24 protein-coding genes are annotated in these 19,828 nt (G+C 66.1%); 22 read left to right on the top strand and 2 right to left on the bottom strand.

The window, feature by feature from the left end; translation table 11 throughout:
• Window positions 1-87: 87 nt before the first annotated feature.
• The 13 genes from ffh to TVC13_RS05150 all read left to right on the top strand — a co-directional run bounded on the left by ffh (window position 88) and on the right by TVC13_RS05150 (window position 9,506).
• On the top strand, window positions 88-1,671 hold the full coding sequence (gene ffh / locus TVC13_RS05210; RefSeq protein WP_422400164.1) for a signal recognition particle protein: 1,584 nt from the start codon (window positions 88-90) through the stop codon (window positions 1,669-1,671).
• A gap of 92 nt (window positions 1,672-1,763) precedes the next feature.
• Complete coding sequence (locus TVC13_RS05205) at window positions 1,764-2,480, top strand: alpha/beta fold hydrolase (protein WP_422400163.1); 717 nt, start codon at window positions 1,764-1,766, stop codon at window positions 2,478-2,480.
• A complete protein-coding gene (locus TVC13_RS05200) occupies window positions 2,473-3,000 on the top strand; it encodes a GNAT family N-acetyltransferase (RefSeq protein WP_422400162.1) in 528 nt (175 codons plus the stop codon). Before TVC13_RS05205 ends, TVC13_RS05200 begins: the two co-directional genes overlap by 8 nt.
• Before the next feature lie 22 nt (window positions 3,001-3,022).
• Complete coding sequence (locus TVC13_RS05195; protein WP_422400161.1) at window positions 3,023-3,910, top strand: VOC family protein; 888 nt, start codon at window positions 3,023-3,025, stop codon at window positions 3,908-3,910.
• Between the two features lie 271 nt (window positions 3,911-4,181).
• A complete protein-coding gene (gene rpsP / locus TVC13_RS05190) occupies window positions 4,182-4,589 on the top strand; it encodes a 30S ribosomal protein S16 (protein ID WP_312179206.1) in 408 nt (135 codons plus the stop codon).
• 1 nt (window position 4,590) lies between these two features.
• Window positions 4,591-4,833: an RNA-binding protein gene (locus tag TVC13_RS05185; protein ID WP_091604027.1), complete on the top strand. Its 243-nt coding sequence runs from the start codon at window positions 4,591-4,593 to the stop codon at window positions 4,831-4,833.
• Window positions 4,834-4,965: 132 nt separating this feature from the next.
• Complete coding sequence (rimM, locus tag TVC13_RS05180; RefSeq protein ID WP_422400160.1) at window positions 4,966-5,502, top strand: ribosome maturation factor RimM; 537 nt, start codon at window positions 4,966-4,968, stop codon at window positions 5,500-5,502.
• Entirely contained in the window at window positions 5,503-6,291 is a 789-nt protein-coding gene (gene trmD / locus TVC13_RS05175; RefSeq protein ID WP_422400159.1) for a tRNA (guanosine(37)-N1)-methyltransferase TrmD, read from the top strand.
• Window positions 6,292-6,520: 229 nt separating this feature from the next.
• Entirely contained in the window at window positions 6,521-6,880 is a 360-nt protein-coding gene (rplS, locus tag TVC13_RS05170) for a 50S ribosomal protein L19 (protein WP_055240822.1), read from the top strand.
• A 62-nt stretch (window positions 6,881-6,942) separates the two neighbouring features.
• Entirely contained in the window at window positions 6,943-7,590 is a 648-nt protein-coding gene (lepB, locus tag TVC13_RS05165) for a signal peptidase I (RefSeq protein ID WP_422400202.1), read from the top strand.
• 11 nt (window positions 7,591-7,601) lie between these two features.
• Window positions 7,602-8,384, top strand: a complete 783-nt coding sequence (lepB, locus tag TVC13_RS05160) for a signal peptidase I (RefSeq protein ID WP_422400158.1) — start codon at window positions 7,602-7,604, stop codon at window positions 8,382-8,384.
• Window positions 8,381-9,175 carry a ribonuclease HII gene (locus TVC13_RS05155; RefSeq protein ID WP_422400157.1) on the top strand — a complete coding sequence of 265 codons (795 nt, stop codon included), beginning with the start codon at window positions 8,381-8,383 and terminating at the stop codon, window positions 9,173-9,175. Before lepB (TVC13_RS05160) ends, TVC13_RS05155 begins: the two co-directional genes overlap by 4 nt.
• A 7-nt stretch (window positions 9,176-9,182) precedes the next feature.
• The gene (locus tag TVC13_RS05150; RefSeq protein WP_422400156.1) at window positions 9,183-9,506 is read left to right on the top strand and encodes a DUF2469 domain-containing protein; all 324 of its coding nucleotides are present in this window, start codon (window positions 9,183-9,185) and stop codon (window positions 9,504-9,506) included.
• On the opposite strand, the gene TVC13_RS05145 is transcribed toward TVC13_RS05150, so the two are convergent.
• Window positions 9,503-10,120, bottom strand: a complete 618-nt coding sequence (locus TVC13_RS05145) for a GNAT family N-acetyltransferase (protein WP_422400155.1) — start codon at window positions 10,118-10,120, stop codon at window positions 9,503-9,505. The genes TVC13_RS05150 and TVC13_RS05145 overlap by 4 nt on opposite strands.
• A 51-nt stretch (window positions 10,121-10,171) precedes the next feature.
• Between TVC13_RS05145 and TVC13_RS05140 the strand changes: the two genes are divergently transcribed.
• The 9 genes from TVC13_RS05140 to TVC13_RS05100 all read left to right on the top strand — a co-directional run bounded on the left by TVC13_RS05140 (window position 10,172) and on the right by TVC13_RS05100 (window position 18,382).
• Window positions 10,172-10,813, top strand: a complete 642-nt coding sequence (locus tag TVC13_RS05140; RefSeq protein ID WP_422400154.1) for a hypothetical protein — start codon at window positions 10,172-10,174, stop codon at window positions 10,811-10,813.
• A gap of 268 nt (window positions 10,814-11,081) precedes the next feature.
• The gene (locus TVC13_RS05135) at window positions 11,082-11,621 is read left to right on the top strand and encodes a hypothetical protein (protein ID WP_422400153.1); all 540 of its coding nucleotides are present in this window, start codon (window positions 11,082-11,084) and stop codon (window positions 11,619-11,621) included.
• A complete protein-coding gene (locus TVC13_RS05130; protein ID WP_422400152.1) occupies window positions 11,618-12,625 on the top strand; it encodes a GmrSD restriction endonuclease domain-containing protein in 1,008 nt (335 codons plus the stop codon). Before TVC13_RS05135 ends, TVC13_RS05130 begins: the two co-directional genes overlap by 4 nt.
• A gap of 295 nt (window positions 12,626-12,920) precedes the next feature.
• A complete protein-coding gene (locus TVC13_RS05125) occupies window positions 12,921-13,280 on the top strand; it encodes a YraN family protein (RefSeq protein ID WP_422400151.1) in 360 nt (119 codons plus the stop codon).
• Window positions 13,280-14,824, top strand: coding sequence for a YifB family Mg chelatase-like AAA ATPase (locus TVC13_RS05120; RefSeq protein ID WP_422400150.1), 1,545 nt, complete (start codon window positions 13,280-13,282; stop codon window positions 14,822-14,824). The genes TVC13_RS05125 and TVC13_RS05120 overlap by 1 nt, the downstream gene beginning before the upstream one ends.
• Entirely contained in the window at window positions 14,821-16,131 is a 1,311-nt protein-coding gene (locus TVC13_RS05115) for a DNA-processing protein DprA (protein ID WP_422400149.1), read from the top strand. The genes TVC13_RS05120 and TVC13_RS05115 overlap by 4 nt, the downstream gene beginning before the upstream one ends.
• A gap of 1 nt (window position 16,132) precedes the next feature.
• Window positions 16,133-16,657, top strand: a complete 525-nt coding sequence (locus tag TVC13_RS05110; RefSeq protein WP_422400148.1) for a methylated-DNA--[protein]-cysteine S-methyltransferase — start codon at window positions 16,133-16,135, stop codon at window positions 16,655-16,657.
• A gap of 121 nt (window positions 16,658-16,778) precedes the next feature.
• On the top strand, window positions 16,779-17,666 hold the full coding sequence (locus TVC13_RS05105; protein WP_422400201.1) for a tyrosine recombinase XerC: 888 nt from the start codon (window positions 16,779-16,781) through the stop codon (window positions 17,664-17,666).
• A 212-nt stretch (window positions 17,667-17,878) separates the two neighbouring features.
• On the top strand, window positions 17,879-18,382 hold the full coding sequence (locus tag TVC13_RS05100) for a DUF3145 domain-containing protein (RefSeq protein ID WP_152227461.1): 504 nt from the start codon (window positions 17,879-17,881) through the stop codon (window positions 18,380-18,382).
• Between the two features lie 100 nt (window positions 18,383-18,482).
• On the opposite strand, the gene fabF is transcribed toward TVC13_RS05100, so the two are convergent.
• Window positions 18,483-19,724 (bottom strand): beta-ketoacyl-ACP synthase II, encoded by a 1,242-nt coding sequence (fabF, locus tag TVC13_RS05095; RefSeq protein WP_422400147.1) that lies wholly within the window; start codon window positions 19,722-19,724, stop codon window positions 18,483-18,485.
• Window positions 19,725-19,828 lie beyond the last annotated feature (104 nt).

Below are 19,828 nucleotides of genomic sequence, written 5' to 3'. Positions count from 1 at the left end.
GCGGCCAATACCCACCCGCGCTTGGTACCCTTAACAGCTGGGCCTGGCAAACATGGCGAACTACCCGATGAAAGAAGTGCGCAGCGCGTGTTCAATTCACTGTCTGACCGGTTGACTTCCACGTTCAAGAACCTGCGTGGCAAGGGACGTCTAAGCGAAGCCGACGTCGATGCCACAGTGCGGGAAATCCGGCGTGCACTCCTTGATGCTGACGTCGCTGTTCCCGTGGTCCGTGCCTTCACCGCGTCCGTCAAGGAACGTGCCCTGGGCTCCGAGGTCTCGCAGGCCCTGAACCCCGGCCAGCAGGTCGTCAAGATCGTCAACGAGGAACTCGTTGGCATCCTGGGCGGCCAGACGCGTCGGCTGAACCTGGCCAAGAACCCGCCGACCGTCATCATGCTCGCGGGCCTGCAGGGTGCCGGTAAGACCACCCTGGCCGGCAAGCTCTCCCGTTACCTCAAGGACCAGGGCCACAGCCCCCTGCTGGTCGCCGCTGACCTCCAGCGCCCCAACGCGGTCAAGCAGCTCCAGGTCAACGGCGAACGTGCCGGTGTTCCGGTCTACGCTCCGCACCCCGGCGTCAGCTCCGAGTTCGAGGCAGCCACCGGTGATCCGGTTGCCGTTGCCCGCCAGGGTGTTGAAGAGGCACGCACCAAGCTGCACGACGTCGTCATTGTGGATACCGCCGGCCGCCTGGGCGTGGACGCGGAACTGATGCAGCAGGCTGCCGACATCCGCGCCGCCATCACCCCGGACGAAGTCCTCTTTGTCATTGACGCCATGATCGGCCAGGACGCCGTAGCTACGGCACAGGCCTTCAACGAAGGCGTGAACTTCACCGGCGTGGTCCTGACCAAGCTCGACGGCGACGCCCGCGGCGGTGCCGCACTGTCCGTCGCCTCCGTAACAGGCAAGCCGGTCATGTTTGCTTCCACCGGTGAGGGACTGAAGGACTTTGAAGTCTTCCACCCGGACCGCATGGCCAGCCGCATCCTGGACATGGGCGACATCCTCACGCTCATTGAGCAGGCGGAGAAGTCCTGGGACAAAGACGAAGCGGCCCGCATGGCCAAGAAGTTCGTCGACCAGGAAGACTTCACCTTCGAGGACTTCCTGGCCCAGATGCAGCAGCTGCGCAACATGGGCTCCATGAAGAAAATGCTCATGATGATGCCCGGTGCTGCCGGCATGCGGGAGCAGCTGGAGAACTTCGACGAGCGCGAAATCGACCGGGTCGAGGCGATGGTCCGGTCCATGACCCCGCACGAGCGCGTTGCCCCGAAGATCATCAACGGTTCCCGCCGTGCCCGCATTGCCCGCGGCTCCGGCGTCCACGTCTCCGAGGTGAACGCCCTGCTCGAGCGTTTCACCCAAGCCCAGAAGATGATGAAGAAAATGGCAGCCGGCGGCGGCATCCCGGGCATGCCCGGGGTTGCAGGTCCCGGCGGCTTCGGCGGTTCGCGCAAAAAGCAGCAGGCCGCGAAGGGCAAGAAGAAGGCCCGCTCCGGCAACCCGGCAAAGGCAGCGCAGGAGCGCGCCGAGGCCGAGGCACGCCGGGCCGGCGCAGCCAAGGCTCTGCCCACGGGCTCCGCCTTCGGCGCCCAGGGCGGGGACTTTGATCCCTCCTCGCTGAACCTGCCCAAGGGCTTCGAGAAGTTCCTCGGCAAGTAACACACCTAAGCAATACACACGTACGGCCGGTCCGGGTCTTCCCCGGGCCGGCCGTACGCGTCCTCTGGGAACGCGCGGGATAGGCTGGATCGATGGCTGAGCAACGGATTGTTTTTGTGCACGGTGCGGGCCGGTTCGGTGCCGCCGCCTGGCCCGGCCAGCATGCCCTGGCCCGCAGCTACGACTGCCTGTTCCTGCGCCGTGCCGGCTACGGGCTGCAGGTGCCGCCGTCCCCGACGGACTACGCGGCGGACACCGAAGCGGTCCTGGCGGCACTGGGCAGCGGCGGGCACGTGGTCGCCCACGCCGAGGGCGCGGTATCCGCGATGATGGCAGCAGTTAGCGACCCGGCCCGGGTGCATTCACTGATCCTGTGCGAACCCGCCGTCTTTTCGCTCACCCGCGAACTGCCGGCCACTGCGGCACGCCGGGCGCTGCTGGATCCACTGTTCCAGGCTGCAGCAGAACTCACTGATGAAGAGTACGGCCGCGAATACGCCCGTCTGGTCTTCTCTGCCGAATCCGCACCGGAGCCGGGCAACGATCCGCACGCCGCCGCGAGGCAGCGGCTGCAGTCCCCGCCGTGGGATGCGCCGCTGGACATCGTTCCGGGCGTTCCGACGCTGGTGCTGACGGGGGAGTGGGAGCCGCTTTATGAAGAAGTCGCGGGGTTCCTCGCTTCCACCGGCGCCGAACACCGTCCGGTAGGCGGCAACCACCGGCCGCAGGACACTCCTGCGGGACAGGAAGCGGTAGCCGCGTTCCTCGCCCGGACCGGCGCAGCAGCGATGGCCGGAGACCATGCCTGAGATCCGGACGGCCGGGCCCGCGGACCTTCCGCTGCTGCCGTCACTGGAAGCGGCGTCGGACACCCTGCTTGCCGCACGGCCGGAAATCCGGGGTGAGCTCCTGGGAACTCTTCCAGCACCTGCTTCACCAGCGGAACTGGCGGCCGCCCGGCTCCTGCTGGTCGCCGGCGACCCGCCAGTTGGATTCGCGCGGCTGGAGGAATTAGGGCGCTGCGCGCACCTGGAACAGCTATCAGTTCATCCTTCCGCTGCCGGTGCCGGTCTGGGACGTGCGCTGGTCTCGGCTGCAGTCCGGTGGGCAAAGGAAGGAGGGTATCCCGCGCTTACGCTCTGCACCTTCGCCCGGGTTCCGTTCAATGCGCCCTTCTACGCCAGCTGCGGCTTCACCGCCGTCGAACCTGCGGGTGAGCTGGCCCGGATGCGGCGGCACGAGGAAGAACTCGGGCTGGACAGCATCGGTGAACGCGTCGCCATGCGTCTTGATCTCCTGCCGGACGGGCACCCGCTGGAAATTAGCTGAAGCTTCAAGTAAAGTTCAATGCATGAACCTTCAAGTAAATACCCGGGACCTGCTGCCCGCGAACCTCTCCATGGGCACCGTGATGCTCAAGGTCGGCGATCTTGAAAACGTCTCCACCTACTACCGCCAGGCACTGGGACTGCAGGTTGTCGCCGAGGCCGACGGCGGCATGTACCTGGGCCGCGGCACGGTCCCCCTGGTCCACCTGGCACCTGCCGCAGGACTGCAGGTTCCCTCCCGCGGCGAAGCGGGGCTGTTCCATACCGCCATCCTTTTTGACACCCAGGCCGACCTCGCCGCCACCGTGGCGCTGGCTGCCCAGTTCGACCCTTCCGCCTACGTCGGCAGCGCGGACCACCTGGTCAGCGAAGCCTTCTACTTCACGGACCCCGAAGGGAACGGCATCGAATTGTACTGGGACCGGCCGCGCGAAGACTGGACCTGGGACGACGCCCCCGAGGGGCGGACCGTGCGCATGGCCTCACTCGCCCTGCCCCCGCAGCAGTATTTCCGGACCCACCTCAGCGAAGAGGCAATGGCCCGCATGCAGGGTGCCGGTGCCGGCGTCGGGCACGTCCACCTGCAGGTCGGTGACACCGTCACCGCCGCCGCGTTCTACGTCGATACCCTCGGGTTCGAACGCACTGCCGACTTCCATGGCCAGGCCCTTTTCGTTTCGGCCGGCGGCTACCACCACCACATGGCCATGAACGTCTGGAACAGCCGCGGGGCCGGCCCCCGCCGCGACACCCTGGGCCTGGGGGAAGTGCTGATCACCGTCCCCGGCGCGGACGACGTCGGCGCCCTCGCGGACCGGCTGAAGTCCGCTGGCATTGCCAGCCACCACACCGGTGCCGAACTGCGTTTTGAGGATCCCTGGCGCAACCGCCTCCGCGTCGCCGCTGCCTAAGGTCCCGTAGAGTGTCCGGCCTGCCGGTTTTGCTCCACAGGGCAGGAATGCAGGTTGTGGGGGCCCCCCGCGCCCGCGGGGGGGGCCCCCCACCCCGCAGTGCCGCGAGTCGCAAAACGCAGAGTCATCTGGCACAATGGACAGGTACTCGATCTGCGTGGCCCCTCTCTCCGTGCAGTATCTTGTCCTTTTGAACCCCAAACGTTATGGCCCGCCCCACGGGAGCAGAAGTTCGGGTTCGCCCCATTTCAGATCAGGAGTGACCACAAAAGTGGCCGTAAAGATTCGCCTTAAGCGCCTTGGCAAGAAGTTCTCAGCACACTACCGCGTTGTTGTCATGGATTCCCGTGCCAAGCGCGATGGCCGTGCCATCGAGGAAATCGGACTGTACCGTCCGACCGAGGAGCCGTCGTACATCGACATCAAGTCCGACCGTGCGCAGTACTGGCTCGGCGTCGGCGCCCAGCCGACCGAGCAGGTCGCAGCACTGCTGAAGATCACCGGTGACTGGCAGAAGTTCAAGAACATCGAAGGCCAGGAAGGTACCCTGCGTACCAAGGCTCCGAAGGAGCCCTTCGTGGCTCCCGAGAAGAAGTCCGTGATCGTCCCCGAGGCAATCACCCCGAAGGCCAAGAAGGAAGAGGCAGAAGCCGCTTCCACCGAGGCTGAGGCTGAGTAGATTGCTGGCCGAAGCGCTGGAGCACCTCGTGCGCGGAATCGTTGACTCCCCGGAGGACGTCAAGGTTTCCGCCAAGAACAACCGCCGCGGGGAAACCCTCGAGGTTCGTGTTCACCAGGATGATCTTGGCCGGGTTATCGGCCGTCAGGGACGCACCGCCCGCGCACTGCGCACGGTGATTTCCGCCCTGGCCGGCAGCGAAGCTGTCCGCGTCGACGTCGTCGACACCGACCGCCGCCGCTGACGCACCAGCAATTCCAAGCAGTAAACAGCAGTTCCTAGCATCCGGCCCCGGCACCAGATAATGGTGAAGGGGCCGGATGTTTTTTTCGGCTCCGGCCATTTCCGCCGCGCCCACAACGACCAAGGAGAATCCATGCAGTTACAGGTGGCACGCATCGGCAAGCCTCACGGTATCCGGGGTGAGGTAACCGTTCAGGTGCTGACCGACGCCCCCGGGGACAGGTTCGCGCCGGGTGCAGTCCTCACCGTGGAGCCGGCCGCCAAGGGACCGCTGACGGTTATCAGCGCCCGCTGGAACAAGGACATCCTGCTCCTGGGCTTCGAGGAAGTGATGGACCGCAACGGTGCCGAGGAACTGCGCGGCGCCAAGCTCTTCATCGACACCGATGAAGCCGAGGACGAAGACAGCGGTGAAGGCTGGTACGAGCACGAGCTGGTGGGCCTGAAAGCCAAGGTGGGCGACGACGTCGTCGGCACCGTCACGGCCCTGCGCACCCTCACCGTCCAGGACCTGCTGATTGTCGAAGACACCAAGGGCCAGGAAATCCTGGTGCCGTTCGTCGAAGCGATCGTCCCCGAGGTCAACACCGAAGAGGGCTACGTCCTGCTGACCCCGCCGGCCGGACTGTTTGAACTGAACCTGCCCGACGCAGGCAAGGACGGGCGCTAAGTGCGCATTGACGTTTTCTCCATTTTTCCGGAGTACCTTGCCGCGCTGGACCTGTCCCTGATCGGCAAGGCCCGGCAGGACGGGCTCCTGGACGTACGTGTGAAGGACCTGCGGGAGTTCACCACAGACCGGCACCGCACCGTGGACGACACACCCTACGGCGGCGGGGCCGGGATGGTCATGAAGCCTGAACCCTGGGCACAGGCCCTGTCCACAGCGCTCGACGGCGTCCCGGAGGGGGCTGCCCGGCCCACCCTGATCGTTCCCTCCCCGGCGGGGGAAGTCTTCACCCAGAAGACAGCCTACGAACTCGCTGCCACTGACCACCTGGTCTTCGCCTGCGGCCGGTACGAAGGCATCGACGAGCGGGTGCTGGAATGGGCGGGGGAGCACTTTGACGTCCGGCCGATGAGCCTGGGTGACTACGTCCTGAACGGCGGTGAAGTTGCCGTGCTGGCCATGGTGGAGGCCATCGGCCGCCTGGTGCCGGGCGTCGTCGGCAACCCCGAGTCCCTTGTGGAGGAGTCCCACTCCGACGGGCTGCTTGAATACCCCGTGTACACCAAGCCCTCGCAGTGGCGTGAACGGCCCATCCCCGAGGTGCTGCTCAGCGGCAACCACGCCAAAATCGCCCGCTTCCGCCGCGACGAGCAGCTGCGCCGCACCTCAGAGCGGCGCCCGGACCTCATCGCCAAACTGGACCCGGCCAGCCTGGACAAGGCGGACAAAGCCGCCCTGTCGGCGCTCGGCTGGACAGTGTCAGCAGAAGCAGTCCTGCCGCAGGCCTGAACCGGTTCCGGATTGGTGGGCCCCGGCAGCACTGTGGCACAATGGGTAGTTGTGTCATCTGGGTCCGCACCTGCCACAGGGGGAGCGAGGCCAACAGGCAAGGCACACCGGCAACCGATTCCCGGAACGCCGGTTTCATAGCTTCGGCAGCATCTGTGCACCGTTAGGTACACCCTTGCCGCCGTGACCAAAGTGGATGACCTGTGGCGTTCACCAGGAGTGAGTAACAATGCACATCCTAGATTCCCTCGACGCAGCCTCGCTGCGTTCGGACATCCCCGAGTTCCGCGCCGGTGACACGGTCAAGGTTCACGTCAACATCGTTGAAGGCAAGAACACCCGTGTTCAGGTCTTCCAGGGCTTCGTCATGAAGCGCCAGGGCGACGGCCTGCGCGAGACCTTCACGGTCCGCAAGGTCAGCTTCGGCGTCGGCGTGGAGCGTACCTTCCCGGTACACTCCCCGGTCATCGACAAGATCGAGGTTGTCTCCCGCGGCGACGTCCGCCGCGCCAAGCTGTACTACATGCGCGACCTTCGCGGCAAGGCTGCCAAGATCAAGGAAAAGCGCGACTTCCGTCCCGCCAAGTAATTTTCTTGCCGCAGACATCCGCGGACGGGGCTGGTCCCCGGAAACACACAAAACGCCGGTCCATTGCGGGCTGGCGTTTTGTGCTCTGGGCCCTCGCGGGGGCAGTGATCCTCGCCGGCCTGGTCCGGGCCTTCATCTTCGACGTCTACTACATTCCCTCCGGTTCCATGCAGCCCCTGCTGGAGCCGGGGGACCGGGTGCTGGTTTCCCGCACCGAGTACCGGAGCTCCGAAATCCAGCGCGGCGACGTCGTCGTCTTTGACGGACGCGGATCGCTGGCCCCGCTGCACAGCTCCGATCCCGTCCTGAAGCAGGCCCTGGATGCCACCGCCCAGTGGCTCGGCCTGGCTGGCAGCGACACCGTGTACATCAAGCGTGTCATCGGCGTGCCCGGTGACCGGGTTGCCTGCTGCACCGACGGAGGAGGGCTTACCGTGAACGGACAGCCCATCCGTGAGCCTTATCTCTTCCCCGGGGATTCCGGGAGCGAAACACCGTTCGACGTCGTTGTACCCGAAGGCCGGCTGTGGCTGCTGGGTGACCACCGCTCCGACTCCGCCGACTCCCGGACGCTGCTTGGCGCTCCCGGCGGCGGACTGATTCCCGAAGAGCGGGTGATCGGCCGTGCACAGCGAATCCTTTGGCCGTTCGAAAGAAGTAGCGGAATTGAACGACTAGAGTTGGACACCGTATGGCAATTCGTGGAATAAGAGGACAGCACATGGCGCAGGACTTCCCGGACGACCCCGCAAACGGGGGCGCCGAATCCGGCGAAGGCCACGGCCACGCCTCCCATGCCAAGGGCAAGGACGGCAAGAACCGCGGGTTTGGAGCATGGCTGCGCGAAGTGGTGATCATTGTGGTGATCGCCCTGCTGCTGTCCTTCCTGATCAAGACCTTCCTCTTCCGGGCCTTCTACATTCCCTCCGGTTCCATGGAGGAAACCCTTGAAATCGATGACCGGATCTTCGTGAACCTGCTGGTCCCGGAACCGTTCGACCTCTCGCGCGGCGACGTCGTTGTCTTCAAGGACACGCAGGCGTGGCTGCCGGCAACGGAGGAGAACAACGACGGCAACTTCATCGCGGACGCGCTCACCTTCGTGGGCCTGCTGCCCGATGAATCCGAACAGCACCTGGTCAAGCGGATCATCGGCATGCCCGGTGACCACGTGACATGCTGCACCGCCGACGGCAAGATCACGGTCAACGGTGAACCGCTGACTGAGCCGTACCTCTATCCCGGAGCGAAGCCGTCCGAAACCGCGTTCGACGTTGTGGTACCCGAGGGCAAGGTCTGGGTGATGGGTGATCACCGCAATGCTTCAGCCGACTCGCGCGAGCACCAGGACGGACCCAACGGAGGCTTCATCAACATCGAAGACATTGAGGGCAAGGCTGCCGTGATCGCCTGGCCGCTGAGCCATGCAGGTTTCATCGGCAGCTACCCCGAAGTGTTTGAGAATGTTCCCGAACCGTCCGGGGCGGAAACGGCATCGAAGTGACTCCGCAGCCAGGCCGCACCCTGCGGATTCCGGCGGGTGCCACCGCGGCAGCTGCCGCGCCGGCCCCGCGGGCCCGCACCGCAGCCAAGGCCCCGACCCTGCGTTACGAGCGCACCTTCGCAGCCCTGGGACACCGGGTGCTGGCCGGCTGCGACGAGGTGGGCCGGGGCGCCCTTGCAGGACCGGTCAGTGTTGGTCTGGTTGCAGTGCAGCTTGAATCCGTCCGGGCGCTCAAGGGCGTGCGGGACAGCAAGCTGCTGACGCCGGCCGACCGGCAGGCACTGGTTCCGCAGATCAAGAAGTGGTGCCCGGCCTGGGGCGTTGGCCATGCCAGCGCCGCTGAAATCGACCTGCTGGGTCTGATGGGCGCCCTGCGCCTGGCCGGCACCCGTGCCTGGACGCAGGTCTGCGAAACCCTGACACCCGACGTCGTGCTCCTGGACGGAAACCACAACTGGCTCTCGCCCGAGATGCAGGCGAGCCTGTTCGATGAGCCCGAAGACGACGCCGTCTGCACCGCTCCGGTCCACACCCGCATCAAGGCGGACATGACCTGCCTGAGCGTTGCCGCGGCCTCGGTCCTGGCCAAAGTTGAACGTGACGCGATGATGGTTGAGTACGCGTCCCTGCACCCGGAGTACGGCTGGGAAATCAACAAGGGATACGCCACTGAGGCGCACCGAGCCGCGATCGATACGCTGGGTCCGTCACCGCTGCATCGGCTGTCCTGGCGGCTGGGCACGGCACGCACTGTTGAGGATGGACCCGCAGCGGGTCCGGTTGGGGGATGATGGTGCCATGAGCGCAGAGGATCTTGAGAACTACGAGACAGACATGGAGCTGCAGCTCTACCGCGAATACCGCGATGTTGTGGGGCTGTTCAGCTACGTTGTGGAAACCGAACGGCGCTTTTACCTGGCCAACCACGTGGACCTGCAGGCACGCAGTGCCGACGGCGAAATCTACTTCGACCTGACCCTGCAGGATGCCTGGGTTTGGGACGTCTACCGTTCGGCCCGGTTCGTGAAGAGCGTCCGCGTGATCACGTTCAAGGACGTCAATGTGGAAGAACTGGCTCGCAACGACGACCTCACCCTGCCCAAGGCCGACGAACTGGACTAGTCCTCCTTCAGCGGCCGCCGGCTGCCGGCAGGTGCCTGGGGAACATTGGGGAGCAGCGCCAGGCAGTCGCTCCACAGGATCCGAGGAATCCGTGGCGCGTCCGCTGTGAGTTCGGAGAACCAGCCGTCCACCATTTCACCCCGGTGTGCCAGCAGGCGCGGCACCGTGACCGGCAGCGGGAAACCGTTGCGCCACACTGCCTTGTAGCTGCCCAGGTTTCCCACGTTCGCGGTCCAGTTCAAGGATTCCCAGCCCAGGGTGTCAAAGGCATATGCAACTGCCAGCCGGACGGCACGGCTCATCAGGCCCTGGCCCCGGAATTCGGGTGAGGTGACGAACCCCAGGCCGCCGGTTCCGGCTCCCTGCCAGCGCAGGTCAATGCTGCCGGCGTACTGCCCATTCGCTTCCATCGCCCAGGAGATGGCGTCCTGCTGCGGTACGCCCACGGCCGAGATATAGGTCATCGCCATCTCCCGGGTGTAGTCCAGCGGCACGGTGGTCCACTGAACCGTCAGCGGGTCACGCGAGCGGGCTACGACGGCGTCCGCATCCGCGGTGAGATGCGGCCGCAGCAGCAGCGTCTCATCCTGCAGCAGCGGGATCTGGAAGACCATTTTTCCAAGGTACCGCGGCGTCCTTCCCCGGCGGCATCTTAGACTGCCTAGATGGCAGCCTCCCCGCCCGATCCTTCCCGGGACACTCCGGAGATTCCGGACGCCCTGGCCGGGGCGCGCATCTACGCGCAGCTGAAGCCCGACGCCGCCGGGCTGGCAGAGCTGGCGCGGCTGCAGTACGAGGCGCGGGAGCTGGTGCCCAGGGCCCGGGCCGTGAGTTCCGGACGGCTGCACCTGACGCTGATTCACTTCGGCAAGGCGGATGAGGCCTATGGCCGGCTGGCGCAGGCCACCGGAGTAAGCCCCGGGACGTTCGGGCGGGCGCTTGCCGCGTATCTTGCTGCTACGGAGGCCGCGCTGCCGGACCATGATTTTCTGCTGACCCCGGTTGGGCTGGCCGGGTTTGGGCTCAACGGAACTACGCTGGCGGTTGAGTGCAGCCCTGTTCCCGAACTACAGGACGTGCACGCCGTCCTGTATGCCCTGCTGCTGGAGTTCCTTGCCGCCTGCGGGGTTGCGGACCCGGGAGCCTATGCGGCGCAGGACCCGGCGCTGGAGTTCTCGGCGGTGCTGCGGCCGCATATCAGCATCCTGCATGGCTTCCGCCTGCCCGCTGAAGCAGCTGGCAAAATGCCTGTAGTTGCACCGGAGCCGCTGCGGCTGACTCCGCTGCCGGTTCTGTACCGGGCCTGAGCCTGCCGGGGTTGCCCCTGGGGAGTTCCTAGCCGACCGCTACACCCCTTGAGTGCGTCCCGGCGTCCGCGGTCGTGCACGACCTGGACAGCGTCATCACCCTGGGTTGGGCTGGGTTGGACGGGCAGGGCGGTGCGGCCGGGCTGGGCGGTGCGGCCGCAGGCCGGTAACGGTCCGGTAGCGGTCCGCGGGGCGTCGAGGGTGTCCGGACTGTCCTCACACATAATCGTTGAGGCGGTCGCGCTGGGTGGCCGCGAAATGGGGGGAAATGAAGCGCTTCAATCCGAGCTGGGCCGCGTGGCCTCTCATGATTTTCATAGGAATGTTCATCGCGTTTTGGCCTGAGGGCGTATGCAAGGTAGCGACTGCGGGAAGATGCGGGCTGACCGACCTGCAGAACGCTGGCTACAACACCAGCTTATTCGGATTTGCGATAGCGGCTGCCTCGATCTTGATGCTCGTGTTCGACTCCAGGTTCAGCCTGATCACGCCCCGGGAATGGATTGAAAGCTCCATCGCCTCGGTGCTTGCTGCTGTACTCAGTCTCCTCTTTATGCCGGCAGAGACCCCGCTGGACTGGCTGCTCACAGCGATGGTTATCCTCCTAAGCGCGACGGCATGCCTCGCAGCTTCCAAGGGGATCACTGCCTGGGTGATGAAACATAAGAATGGGGCATCAAAGCCCGAGTCCGCCCCGCCGCACCCGCTGGATTGCGTGGGGCCTGATACCCGTCCGCTGAAGGCTGGCGAACACGTCGTCGCGGCTGCTCTCGTTGGTGCTGTGCTCCTCCAGGGGAAGCGCCGATGATGCGCCGCTACCGACCTGCTGCAGCTGCTCTTCTCCTGCTGCTGGGCGTGACCGCGTGCACGCCGTCGGAGGCTGCCACTGCCGGCACCCCTGAACCGGTCCCGATGAGCACGGAGAGCCCGGAACCACCAATCCCGGAGTCTGTCGCTCCGCTGGCTCCCGTCCCGGAACCTGAGCCCGAACCGCCGGCAAAGGCTGCCGTCGGTACCTCACTGGCACAGTTGGACACCATCCCCATCAAGGGCCGTGCACCGAAGACCGGGTATGACCGTGACCAGTTCGGGCCTGCCTGGAAGGACATGGACCGCAACGGCTGCGACACCCGCAATGACATCCTGCTCCGCGACCTGGAGTCCGTCGCGTTCAAACCGGGCACGAACAACTGTGTCGTGGCCACCGGTACCCTGCTGGATCCGTTCACCGGTTCAGTGATCAGTTTTGTGCGCGGCCAGAGCACCTCCAACGCAGTGCAGATCGACCATGTCGTTGCCCTTTCGGACGCCTGGCAGAAGGGCGCGCAGCAGCAGGCTCCCGGCCAGCGCGAAGCGTTCGCCAATGATCCGCTGAACCTGCTGGCCGTCGACGGGCCTTCGAACGGATCCAAGGGTGACGGGGACGCTGCCACGTGGCTGCCGCCGAACCGCGGGTTCAGGTGTGAATATGTGGCCCTGCAGACCGCGGTGAAGGCCAAGTACGGACTCTGGATGACCCAGGCCGAGTCGGATGCCATCCGCGGAATCTTCACGTCGTCGTGCCCTGATCACCTGGTTCCGGCCGGCGGCGGAGTCGTGGTTGCCCCCGAACCTGCCCAGCAGCCCGTACAGGCACCAGCACCAGCACCAGCACAGGCACCAGCACCGGCTCCAGCCCCTGCTGCACCCGGGAACGTTTCCTACGCGAATTGCTCGGCCGTGAGGGCTGCCGGTGCGGCACCGATCCGGGCGGGTGATCCCGGCTTTGAACCGAAGTTCGACCGGGACGCCGATGGCATCGGCTGCGAGTAGCGTCACACATCAGAGGCATGGGCCGGAAAGCCACGGTCCATGCCTCTGATGTGTGACTACTAGGGGATGATCCTGATCCATTGCATCCCAGGGAACTCTGAGTAGATCCCATGGCCGGGTCTGGCTCTGCGCGGTGCCCGGTGCGGTTTCTGTCCGCCTGAGCTTTGAGCGGAGGTCCGGGTGAAGCCGTGTCCTCTCCTGCACAGCACGCAGCCGGGCTACCGCCGGGCCGCGGCCATCCCCACAGCTTGTAAGTCCTGTTGGGGCCTCAGGCATCCGCGGTGAGACTCGGAACATGAAAGCCAAAGACCAGCTGGGCCGGAGCGGTGAGGAGCTTGCCGCCCAGTATCTTGCCGCCGCCGGGTATGACGTGCTGGAACGTAACTGGCGGTGCCGCCAGGGGGAGATCGATCTGGTGGCCAGGGACGGGAACACATTGGTCATAGCCGAGGTGAAGACCCGTTCGTCCCTGGACTATGGGCACCCGTTCGAGGCTGTCAGTGCCGCCAAGCTCGCACGTCTGTATCTGCTGGCCGCGGCCTGGACCCGGGAGCATTCCGCGGTGCGGAGCAGCTGGCGGGTGGACGCAGTCTCCGTCCTGCTGCCCGGTGGGGACCGGCCGCCGGTGATCGAGCACCTGAAGGGAATCGGCTGATGGGTCTGGGTCGGACGTACGGGGTGGGTCTGATTGGTTTGGAAGGCCGGATTGTCGAGGTAGAGGCGGACATTGGCCAGTCACTTCCGGCGTTCATTCTGCTGGGTCTGCCGGACGCGTCGCTGAACGAGTCCCGGGACCGGGTGAAGTCAGCGGCCAAGAACGCCGGGCTGCCCCTGAGCCGGCGGAAGATCACCGTGAACCTGATGCCGGCGGACGTCCACAAGCGGGGTTCCGGATTCGACCTGGCCATAGTCATGGCCGCACTCGCCGCCGCCGGAGATGTCCGCCGCACCGGCAGGACAGTCTTCCTGGCTGAACTGGGCCTGGATGGACGGCTGCGGCCGCTGCGGGGAGTCCTGCCGTCGGTCATGGCGGCCGTGGACGCCGGCTACCCGGAGATTGCCGTGGCAGCGGATAACGCTGCCGAAGCTGCGCTGGTACCGGGAGCACAGGTTAGGGGATTCACCTCGCTGGCCGCTGTGGCGCAGGCTTTCGGCGCCCGTCCGGATGCCCTGGTCTTTCCTGCTGAAGTTTCCCCGCCAGGAACGGTAAACACCGACGGTGAGCCGCTGCCCCCGGCTCGTCCTGACCTGGCAGATATTGCCGGGCAGGATGAGGCGCGGTTTGCCCTGGAAGTCGCGGCGGCCGGTGCCCATCACCTCCTGATGACGGGCCCGCCCGGTGCGGGAAAGACCATGCTGGCCGAGCGCCTTCCCGGGCTGCTGCCGGACCTGTCCGACACCCCGGCCATGGAAGTCACCGCCATCCACTCACTCAGCGGCGAGGCATCACACTGCACCAGTCTGATCCGCCGCCCGCCCTTTGAGAGTCCTCATCACACCGCCACCGCAGCGGCAGTCATTGGAGGCGGAAGCGGAATACCCCGCCCCGGAGCAGCGTCCCGTGCCCACAGGGGAGTGCTGTTCCTGGACGAAGCCCCCGAATATGACGCACGGGTGCTGGACGCGCTCCGGCAGCCGCTGGAGAGTGGCCGGCTGGTGCTGCACCGTGCCGCCGGAACCGCTGTCTACCCCGCCCGGTTCCAGCTGGTACTCGCTGCCAACCCCTGTCCCTGCGGGCTGGCCAGCGGAAAAGGAACCGAATGCACCTGTACGCCGCAGCAGCGGCGGCGCTACTTCAGCAGACTGTCCGGCCCGCTGCTGGACCGGGTGGACCTGCAGTTGGAGATCCGGCGCGTCTCCCTTCAGGACTTCACCGCCGCCGGGACAGCAGAACCGAGTGGCTGCGTCGCTCTTCGGGTGGCCCAGGCACGGGAGCAGCAGCAGGAAAGACTCGGGCCACTGGGTTGCGGGACCAATGCAGAGGTACCCGGGGCGGTGCTGCGCGGTGCCCTCCGGCCTTCCCGTTCCAGCACCGCCGCGCTGGACCGGGCTCTGGACCGGCAGACACTGACGGCCCGGGGATACGACCGGGTACTGCGGGTGGCCTGGTCGGTAGCGGACCTGGCCGGACACAGCTGTCCCGACGCCGACGACATTGGCCAGGCACTTGGTTTCCGGCAGCAGGCGGTGGCGGCATGAGCCCGCTGGAACCCATACTGCTGGCACGGGCGGCGCTGTCCCGGCTGATTGAGCCCTCGGATACTGTGGGGCAAGCCCTGGTGGCTGCGGCCGGACCAGAAACAGCAGCGCTCGTGGCAGCCGGCCGCCAGCGTGCCGGGACCACGCTGCGCCGGGACGTCGGCGCGCTGCTGGAAGAGCGGGGCGTGCGCGGCACGGACCGCGTCTTTGCGGAGGCGCTGGAGCGCTGGCATCCCCGCGCAGCAGACTTGGCGCCGCACCGGGACCTGCAGACCGTTCACCGTTTTGGCGGCAGAATGCTCGTCCCGGAGGACGCCGACTGGCCCTCCGCCCTGGCGGACCTGGGACAGGCAATGCCGTTCTGTCTCTGGACCCGAGGCAGCGGAAGCATTCCTGAACTCGGCCGGTGCCTGGCGCTGGTGGGATCACGAGACGCCACCTCCTACGGTCTGGCAGTTACTGGTGACCTGGCTGCCGGCCTGGTCCAGCGCGGCCGTACCGTCATCTCCGGCGGCGCCTACGGCATCGATGCGCAGGCACATCGTTCCGCGCTCGCCGTAGGTGGAATCCAGCAAGGCCCCCAAACACGTGCTGCCCGCGGCGGCAACCGTCCCTCCGGTGCGGGCAGCACCGCTCCGCCAACCATTGCAGTGCTGGCGGGAGGGGTGGACCGGTTTTATCCCGCCGGGAATGAAGATCTGCTGCGCGCGGTAGCTGACACAGGGCTGATCCTGAGCGAGGTGCCGCCTGGCTCAGCTCCAACCCGCTGGCGGTTCCTGCAGCGGAACCGGCTCATCGCAGCGCTGGCCGCCGCGACGGTCGTGGTGGAAGCGCGCTGGCGCTCCGGTGCTCTGAACACCGCACACCACGCAGCAGAACTGGGCAGGGGAGTGGGGGCGGTGCCCGGGTCCGTCTATTCGGCCAATTCCGCCGGCTGCCACCGGCTGCTGCGCGAGGGCAGCGCGGCGTGTGTGAGCGACGCTGCGGAGGTCCTGGAACTCTCCGACCCGTTTGTTCTCGCCCCTGAGGACAACACAGATGGTCCAGGCCGCGCGGGCGCACTGGCTGACCACGACGGCCTGAGTGTGGAAGACATTCTGCTGCTGGATGCCCTGCCCCTGCGCAAAGCCGTGCCGCCGCAGAAGCTCTCGGCTGTGGCTGGACTCGGTCCTGCGGCAGTCCGCGCCGGACTTGCACGGCTTGAACTCTCCGGGCTCGCCCGGCGAACAGGGGAGGGACTCTGGCAGCGAGCCAAACGGCCCGGCCAAACCGAGGCACCACCAAATCCGCTATCTGAAGGAGATTGACATGCGCACCCACAAAGTCATCTATTCGCCCCTGGGCATCCTGACCCTCGTCGCGGAAGGCGGAATGCTGATAGCGGTCGAGGCCGCACCCACAGACTTCCTGCCCCGGGACGCTGCCCGGCTGGGGCTGGCCGCGGAGGACGGGTTCGAAGCCGCGGAACGGCAGCTCGAAGAGTACTTCTCCGGACGCCGGTGCTGCTTTGACCTGCCGGTGTCCCAAACAGGCACACCCTTCCAGGAACAGGTCTGGCGGGCCGTCAAAGCCATTCCCTACGGCCAGACGAGGACCTACAAGCAGCTGGCGGTTGCGCTGGGTGATGCGTCCAAAGCACGGGGCGTAGGCGCCGCACTTGCCCGCAACGCGCTGGGAATCGTAGTGCCGACGCACCGGGTGGTAGGGACAAAGGGTGCGCTGACCGGCTACTCCGCTGGGATCGATGCCAAGCGGGCGCTCTTGGAGCTTGAATCGGCCCCGGCGAATGAGGTGCTGCGCCAGCAGTGCTCGGGCGCCGGTGTGCCTGCTTGAAGCAGGGCAGGAAAGCGGGGAAGGTGGATCCGTGGGCAATTCCAGCGATTCAAGCAATTCCGGTCCGCAGGAGGGCGCAGCCGGCCCGCGGAAGTCCCGGCCACCGGAGTTCGTCCGTGCGCTGGAGGAATTCTGCAGCTACCTGGCCTTGGAACGCGGACGTTCGGACCACACGGTACGGGCCTACGAAGGCGACATCAGCGGACTGCTGGACTACACCGCCGGAATGGGACTCAGCAGCCTGGCCGAAATCGACCTCTCCGTCCTGCGCGGGTGGCTCGGCAAGCTCAGCGACAGCGGGCTGGCACGGGCCACCATTGCCCGCAGGGCAGCCACCGCACGTTCATTCACCGGCTGGGCACTGCGTGAAGAATTGATCCCGGCCGATCCCGCATTGCGTCTCAAAGCTCCCAAGCGCACCAAAACCCTCCCCGGGGTTCTGCGCCCCGCCCAGATCGACACCCTGTTTGAAACCCTGGCCGCAGCGGCAGCCGAAGGAGATGCCCTGGCCGTGAGGGACCGTGCCCTGGTGGAACTGCTGTACGCCACCGGCATCCGGGTGGGGGAGCTGGCGGGGCTGGATGTGGATGACCTGGACCAGGACCGTCGGACCCTGCGCGTGCTTGGCAAGGGCAATAAGGAAAGGACAGTTCCTTATGGACTGCCGGCAGCCCTCGCAGTGGATGACTGGCTGCGCCGCGGCCGGCCGGCAGTGGTCCGGACAGATAGCGGCCCTGCCCTTTTCCTTGGCATGCGCGGCCGCCGCATCGACCAGCGGCAGGTCCGGGCGGTCACGGCTGCACTCTTCGAAGCACTCGGAGACACTTCTGCCAGCGGGCCGCACGCGCTGCGGCACAGCGCAGCCACCCATCTGCTGGACGGGGGAGCGGATCTGCGCAGCGTGCAGGAAATCCTCGGCCACAGCAGCCTTGCTACCACCCAGCTGTACACCCATGTTTCCGTGGACCGGCTGCGCAGGAGCTACCAGCAGGCCCACCCCAGGGCCTGAGCGGACACAGCCCTTTAGGGCAGCGAAAAACCACTTACAGCCAAGTAGTTTCATTGGCGTAATTGCGTAACATGCGGCACAATGATGCTAGGTCTCACGCCGGCAGCTTAAACGCAGGTCGGCAGCGAGGGTTTCAGGGCTTAGAACTTCAGTAACCATCCCGTTCAGTGCAGGTCGTTGGGGAAGACGCACCTACAGCTACGGAGGATGGAATGACTGTTGTGATGGCGCACGGCGTATTGTTCGTGCACTCAGCCCCTTCTGCGTTGTGCCCGCATATTGAGTGGGCCATCGAATCCGTCGTTGAAAAGCGGACGGATTTCGAGTGGACCCCTCAGCCTGCTGCCCCCGGCATGGTCCGGGCCGAGCTCGCCTGGGCCGGACCGCAGGGAACCGGGTCGCTGCTCGCCTCGGCCCTGCGCGGCTGGGCGCATCTTCGCTATGAAGTCACCGAGGAACCCAGCGCCGGTGCTGACGGCAGCCGCTGGTCCCACACCCCCGAACTCGGCATCTTCCACGCAACCACCGACGTCCACGGCAACATCATGGTCTCCGAAGACCGCATCCGGTACGCCTATGAAAACGGTGCCGGCGATCCGGCAGCCGTCTACCACGAACTTTCGCTGGCACTCGGCGAGGCCTGGGACGACGAACTGGAACCCTTCCGCCATGCAGCAGACGGTGCGCCAGTGCGTTGGCTCCACCAGGTCGGCTGACCTCCACAGCACGTTCCGCAGATTTTCTCCGCAGCAAAATGGCCGGGTCCCCTGAATCGGGGGACCCGGCCATTGCAGTTAGCGCTGGTGAATGCGCCTACTAGTGGTTTCGCAGGGCCACGACGGCGTTGTGTCCGCCGAATCCGAACGAGTTGTTCAGGGCCACGATGTCACCCGCAGGCAGATCCCGGGCCGTGGTCACCACGTCCAGCGGAATCTCGGGATCCTGGTTGTCCAGGTTGATGGTTGCAGGTGCCTGGCGGGTGAAAACAGCCATGGCGGTCAGCACAGCCTCGACGGCCCCGGAGGCACCGAGCAGGTGGCCGGTCTGGGACTTGGTCGCAGAGACTGCGACGTTGTCGACGTGCGCACCCAGAGCGGACTTGAGCGCGGTGTATTCCGGCTTGTCTCCCACCGGAGTGGACGTGGCGTGCGCGTTGACATGGACAACGTCCTCGGCGTGGGCACGGGCGTCGTACATGGCAGCCTTGAGCGCACGGGTGGCACCCAGGCCCTCGGGATCCGGGGCGGTGATGTGGTAAGCGTCGGCAGTGACTGCTGTTCCGGCGAGTTCGGCGTAAATACGAGCCCCACGGGCCAGTGCATGTTCTTCGGCCTCAAGGACCAGGGCTCCGGCGCCTTCGCCCATGACAAAGCCGTCACGGTCCTTGTCGTAGGGGCGAGAGGCCCGCTCCGGATCGTCGTTGCGCCGTGAGAGTGCCTGCATGGAGGCGAAGGAAGCCAGCGGCATGGGGTGGATGGCTGCTTCTGCGCCGCCGCACACCACAATGTCTGCTTTGCCGGAACGGATCAGTTCAAGTCCCTGGTGCAGCGACTCAGTACCCGACGCGCATGCCGACACCGGGGTGTGGGCTCCGGCGCGGGCGCCAAGGTCAAGACTCACGGCAGCGGCGGGGCCGTTCGGCATCAGCATGGGAACGGTCATGGGCAGGACCCGGCGCGGTCCCTTTTCCCGCAGGGTGTCCCAGGCATCGAGCAGGGTCCAGACCCCGCCGATCCCGGTGGCAAAGGAGACTGCCAGCCGGTCGTGGTCGATGTCCGCTTCTTCCAGGCCGGAGTCGGCCCAGGCCTCGCGGGAGGCGACGACGGCGAACTGGGTGGAAGGATCCATCCGCTTGGCCTCCACACGGGAGAGCACCTCAGTGGCCGGGGTGGAGACGCGTGCGGCGAAGGTGACCGGCAGGGCGTACTTCTCAACCCAGTCGTCTTCCAGCGTGCGGGCGCCGGAGACGCCTACCAGGGCGTTCTTCCACATGGTCGGGACATCTCCGCCGATCGGCGTGGTTGCGCCGAGGCCGGTAATGACTACTTTGCGGGCCATGATTCACTCTCTCGGAAAATTGGGGGCGCACCGTGATGCTGGTGCAGCGGGTGGTGCTGAAAAGGGCGGCCCACGCCGCCGGCCCCCCGCGCCAACTACACCAG

The sequence above is a fragment of the Arthrobacter sp. 3Tela_A genome (genome assembly GCF_049311025.1).
GTDB lineage: Bacteria > Actinomycetota > Actinomycetes > Actinomycetales > Micrococcaceae > Arthrobacter_B.
Note: the sequence above shows the minus strand (reverse complement) of the source record. Positions and strands in the feature narration are given on the sequence as shown.

Coding starts and splice junctions, on each gene's coding strand:
- TVC13_RS05115 (WP_422400149.1), top strand. CDS start 14,821: ATGAGCCCGCTGGAACCCATACTGCTGGCACGGGCGGCGCTGTCCCGG.
- TVC13_RS05195 (WP_422400161.1), top strand. CDS start 3,023: ATGAACCTTCAAGTAAATACCCGGGACCTGCTGCCCGCGAACCTCTCC.
- rimM (WP_422400160.1), top strand. CDS start 4,966: ATGCAGTTACAGGTGGCACGCATCGGCAAGCCTCACGGTATCCGGGGT.
- TVC13_RS05100 (WP_152227461.1), top strand. CDS start 17,879: ATGACTGTTGTGATGGCGCACGGCGTATTGTTCGTGCACTCAGCCCCT.
- TVC13_RS05120 (WP_422400150.1), top strand. CDS start 13,280: ATGGGTCTGGGTCGGACGTACGGGGTGGGTCTGATTGGTTTGGAAGGC.
- TVC13_RS05110 (WP_422400148.1), top strand. CDS start 16,133: ATGCGCACCCACAAAGTCATCTATTCGCCCCTGGGCATCCTGACCCTC.
- TVC13_RS05200 (WP_422400162.1), top strand. CDS start 2,473: ATGCCTGAGATCCGGACGGCCGGGCCCGCGGACCTTCCGCTGCTGCCG.
- TVC13_RS05205 (WP_422400163.1), top strand. CDS start 1,764: ATGGCTGAGCAACGGATTGTTTTTGTGCACGGTGCGGGCCGGTTCGGT.
- TVC13_RS05135 (WP_422400153.1), top strand. CDS start 11,082: ATGAAGCGCTTCAATCCGAGCTGGGCCGCGTGGCCTCTCATGATTTTC.
- fabF (WP_422400147.1), bottom strand. CDS start 19,724: ATGGCCCGCAAAGTAGTCATTACCGGCCTCGGCGCAACCACGCCGATC.
- rplS (WP_055240822.1), top strand. CDS start 6,521: ATGCACATCCTAGATTCCCTCGACGCAGCCTCGCTGCGTTCGGACATC.
- TVC13_RS05130 (WP_422400152.1), top strand. CDS start 11,618: ATGATGCGCCGCTACCGACCTGCTGCAGCTGCTCTTCTCCTGCTGCTG.
- TVC13_RS05125 (WP_422400151.1), top strand. CDS start 12,921: ATGAAAGCCAAAGACCAGCTGGGCCGGAGCGGTGAGGAGCTTGCCGCC.
- TVC13_RS05145 (WP_422400155.1), bottom strand. CDS start 10,120: ATGGTCTTCCAGATCCCGCTGCTGCAGGATGAGACGCTGCTGCTGCGG.
- TVC13_RS05150 (WP_422400156.1), top strand. CDS start 9,183: ATGAGCGCAGAGGATCTTGAGAACTACGAGACAGACATGGAGCTGCAG.
- TVC13_RS05140 (WP_422400154.1), top strand. CDS start 10,172: ATGGCAGCCTCCCCGCCCGATCCTTCCCGGGACACTCCGGAGATTCCG.
- lepB (WP_422400158.1), top strand. CDS start 7,602: ATGGCGCAGGACTTCCCGGACGACCCCGCAAACGGGGGCGCCGAATCC.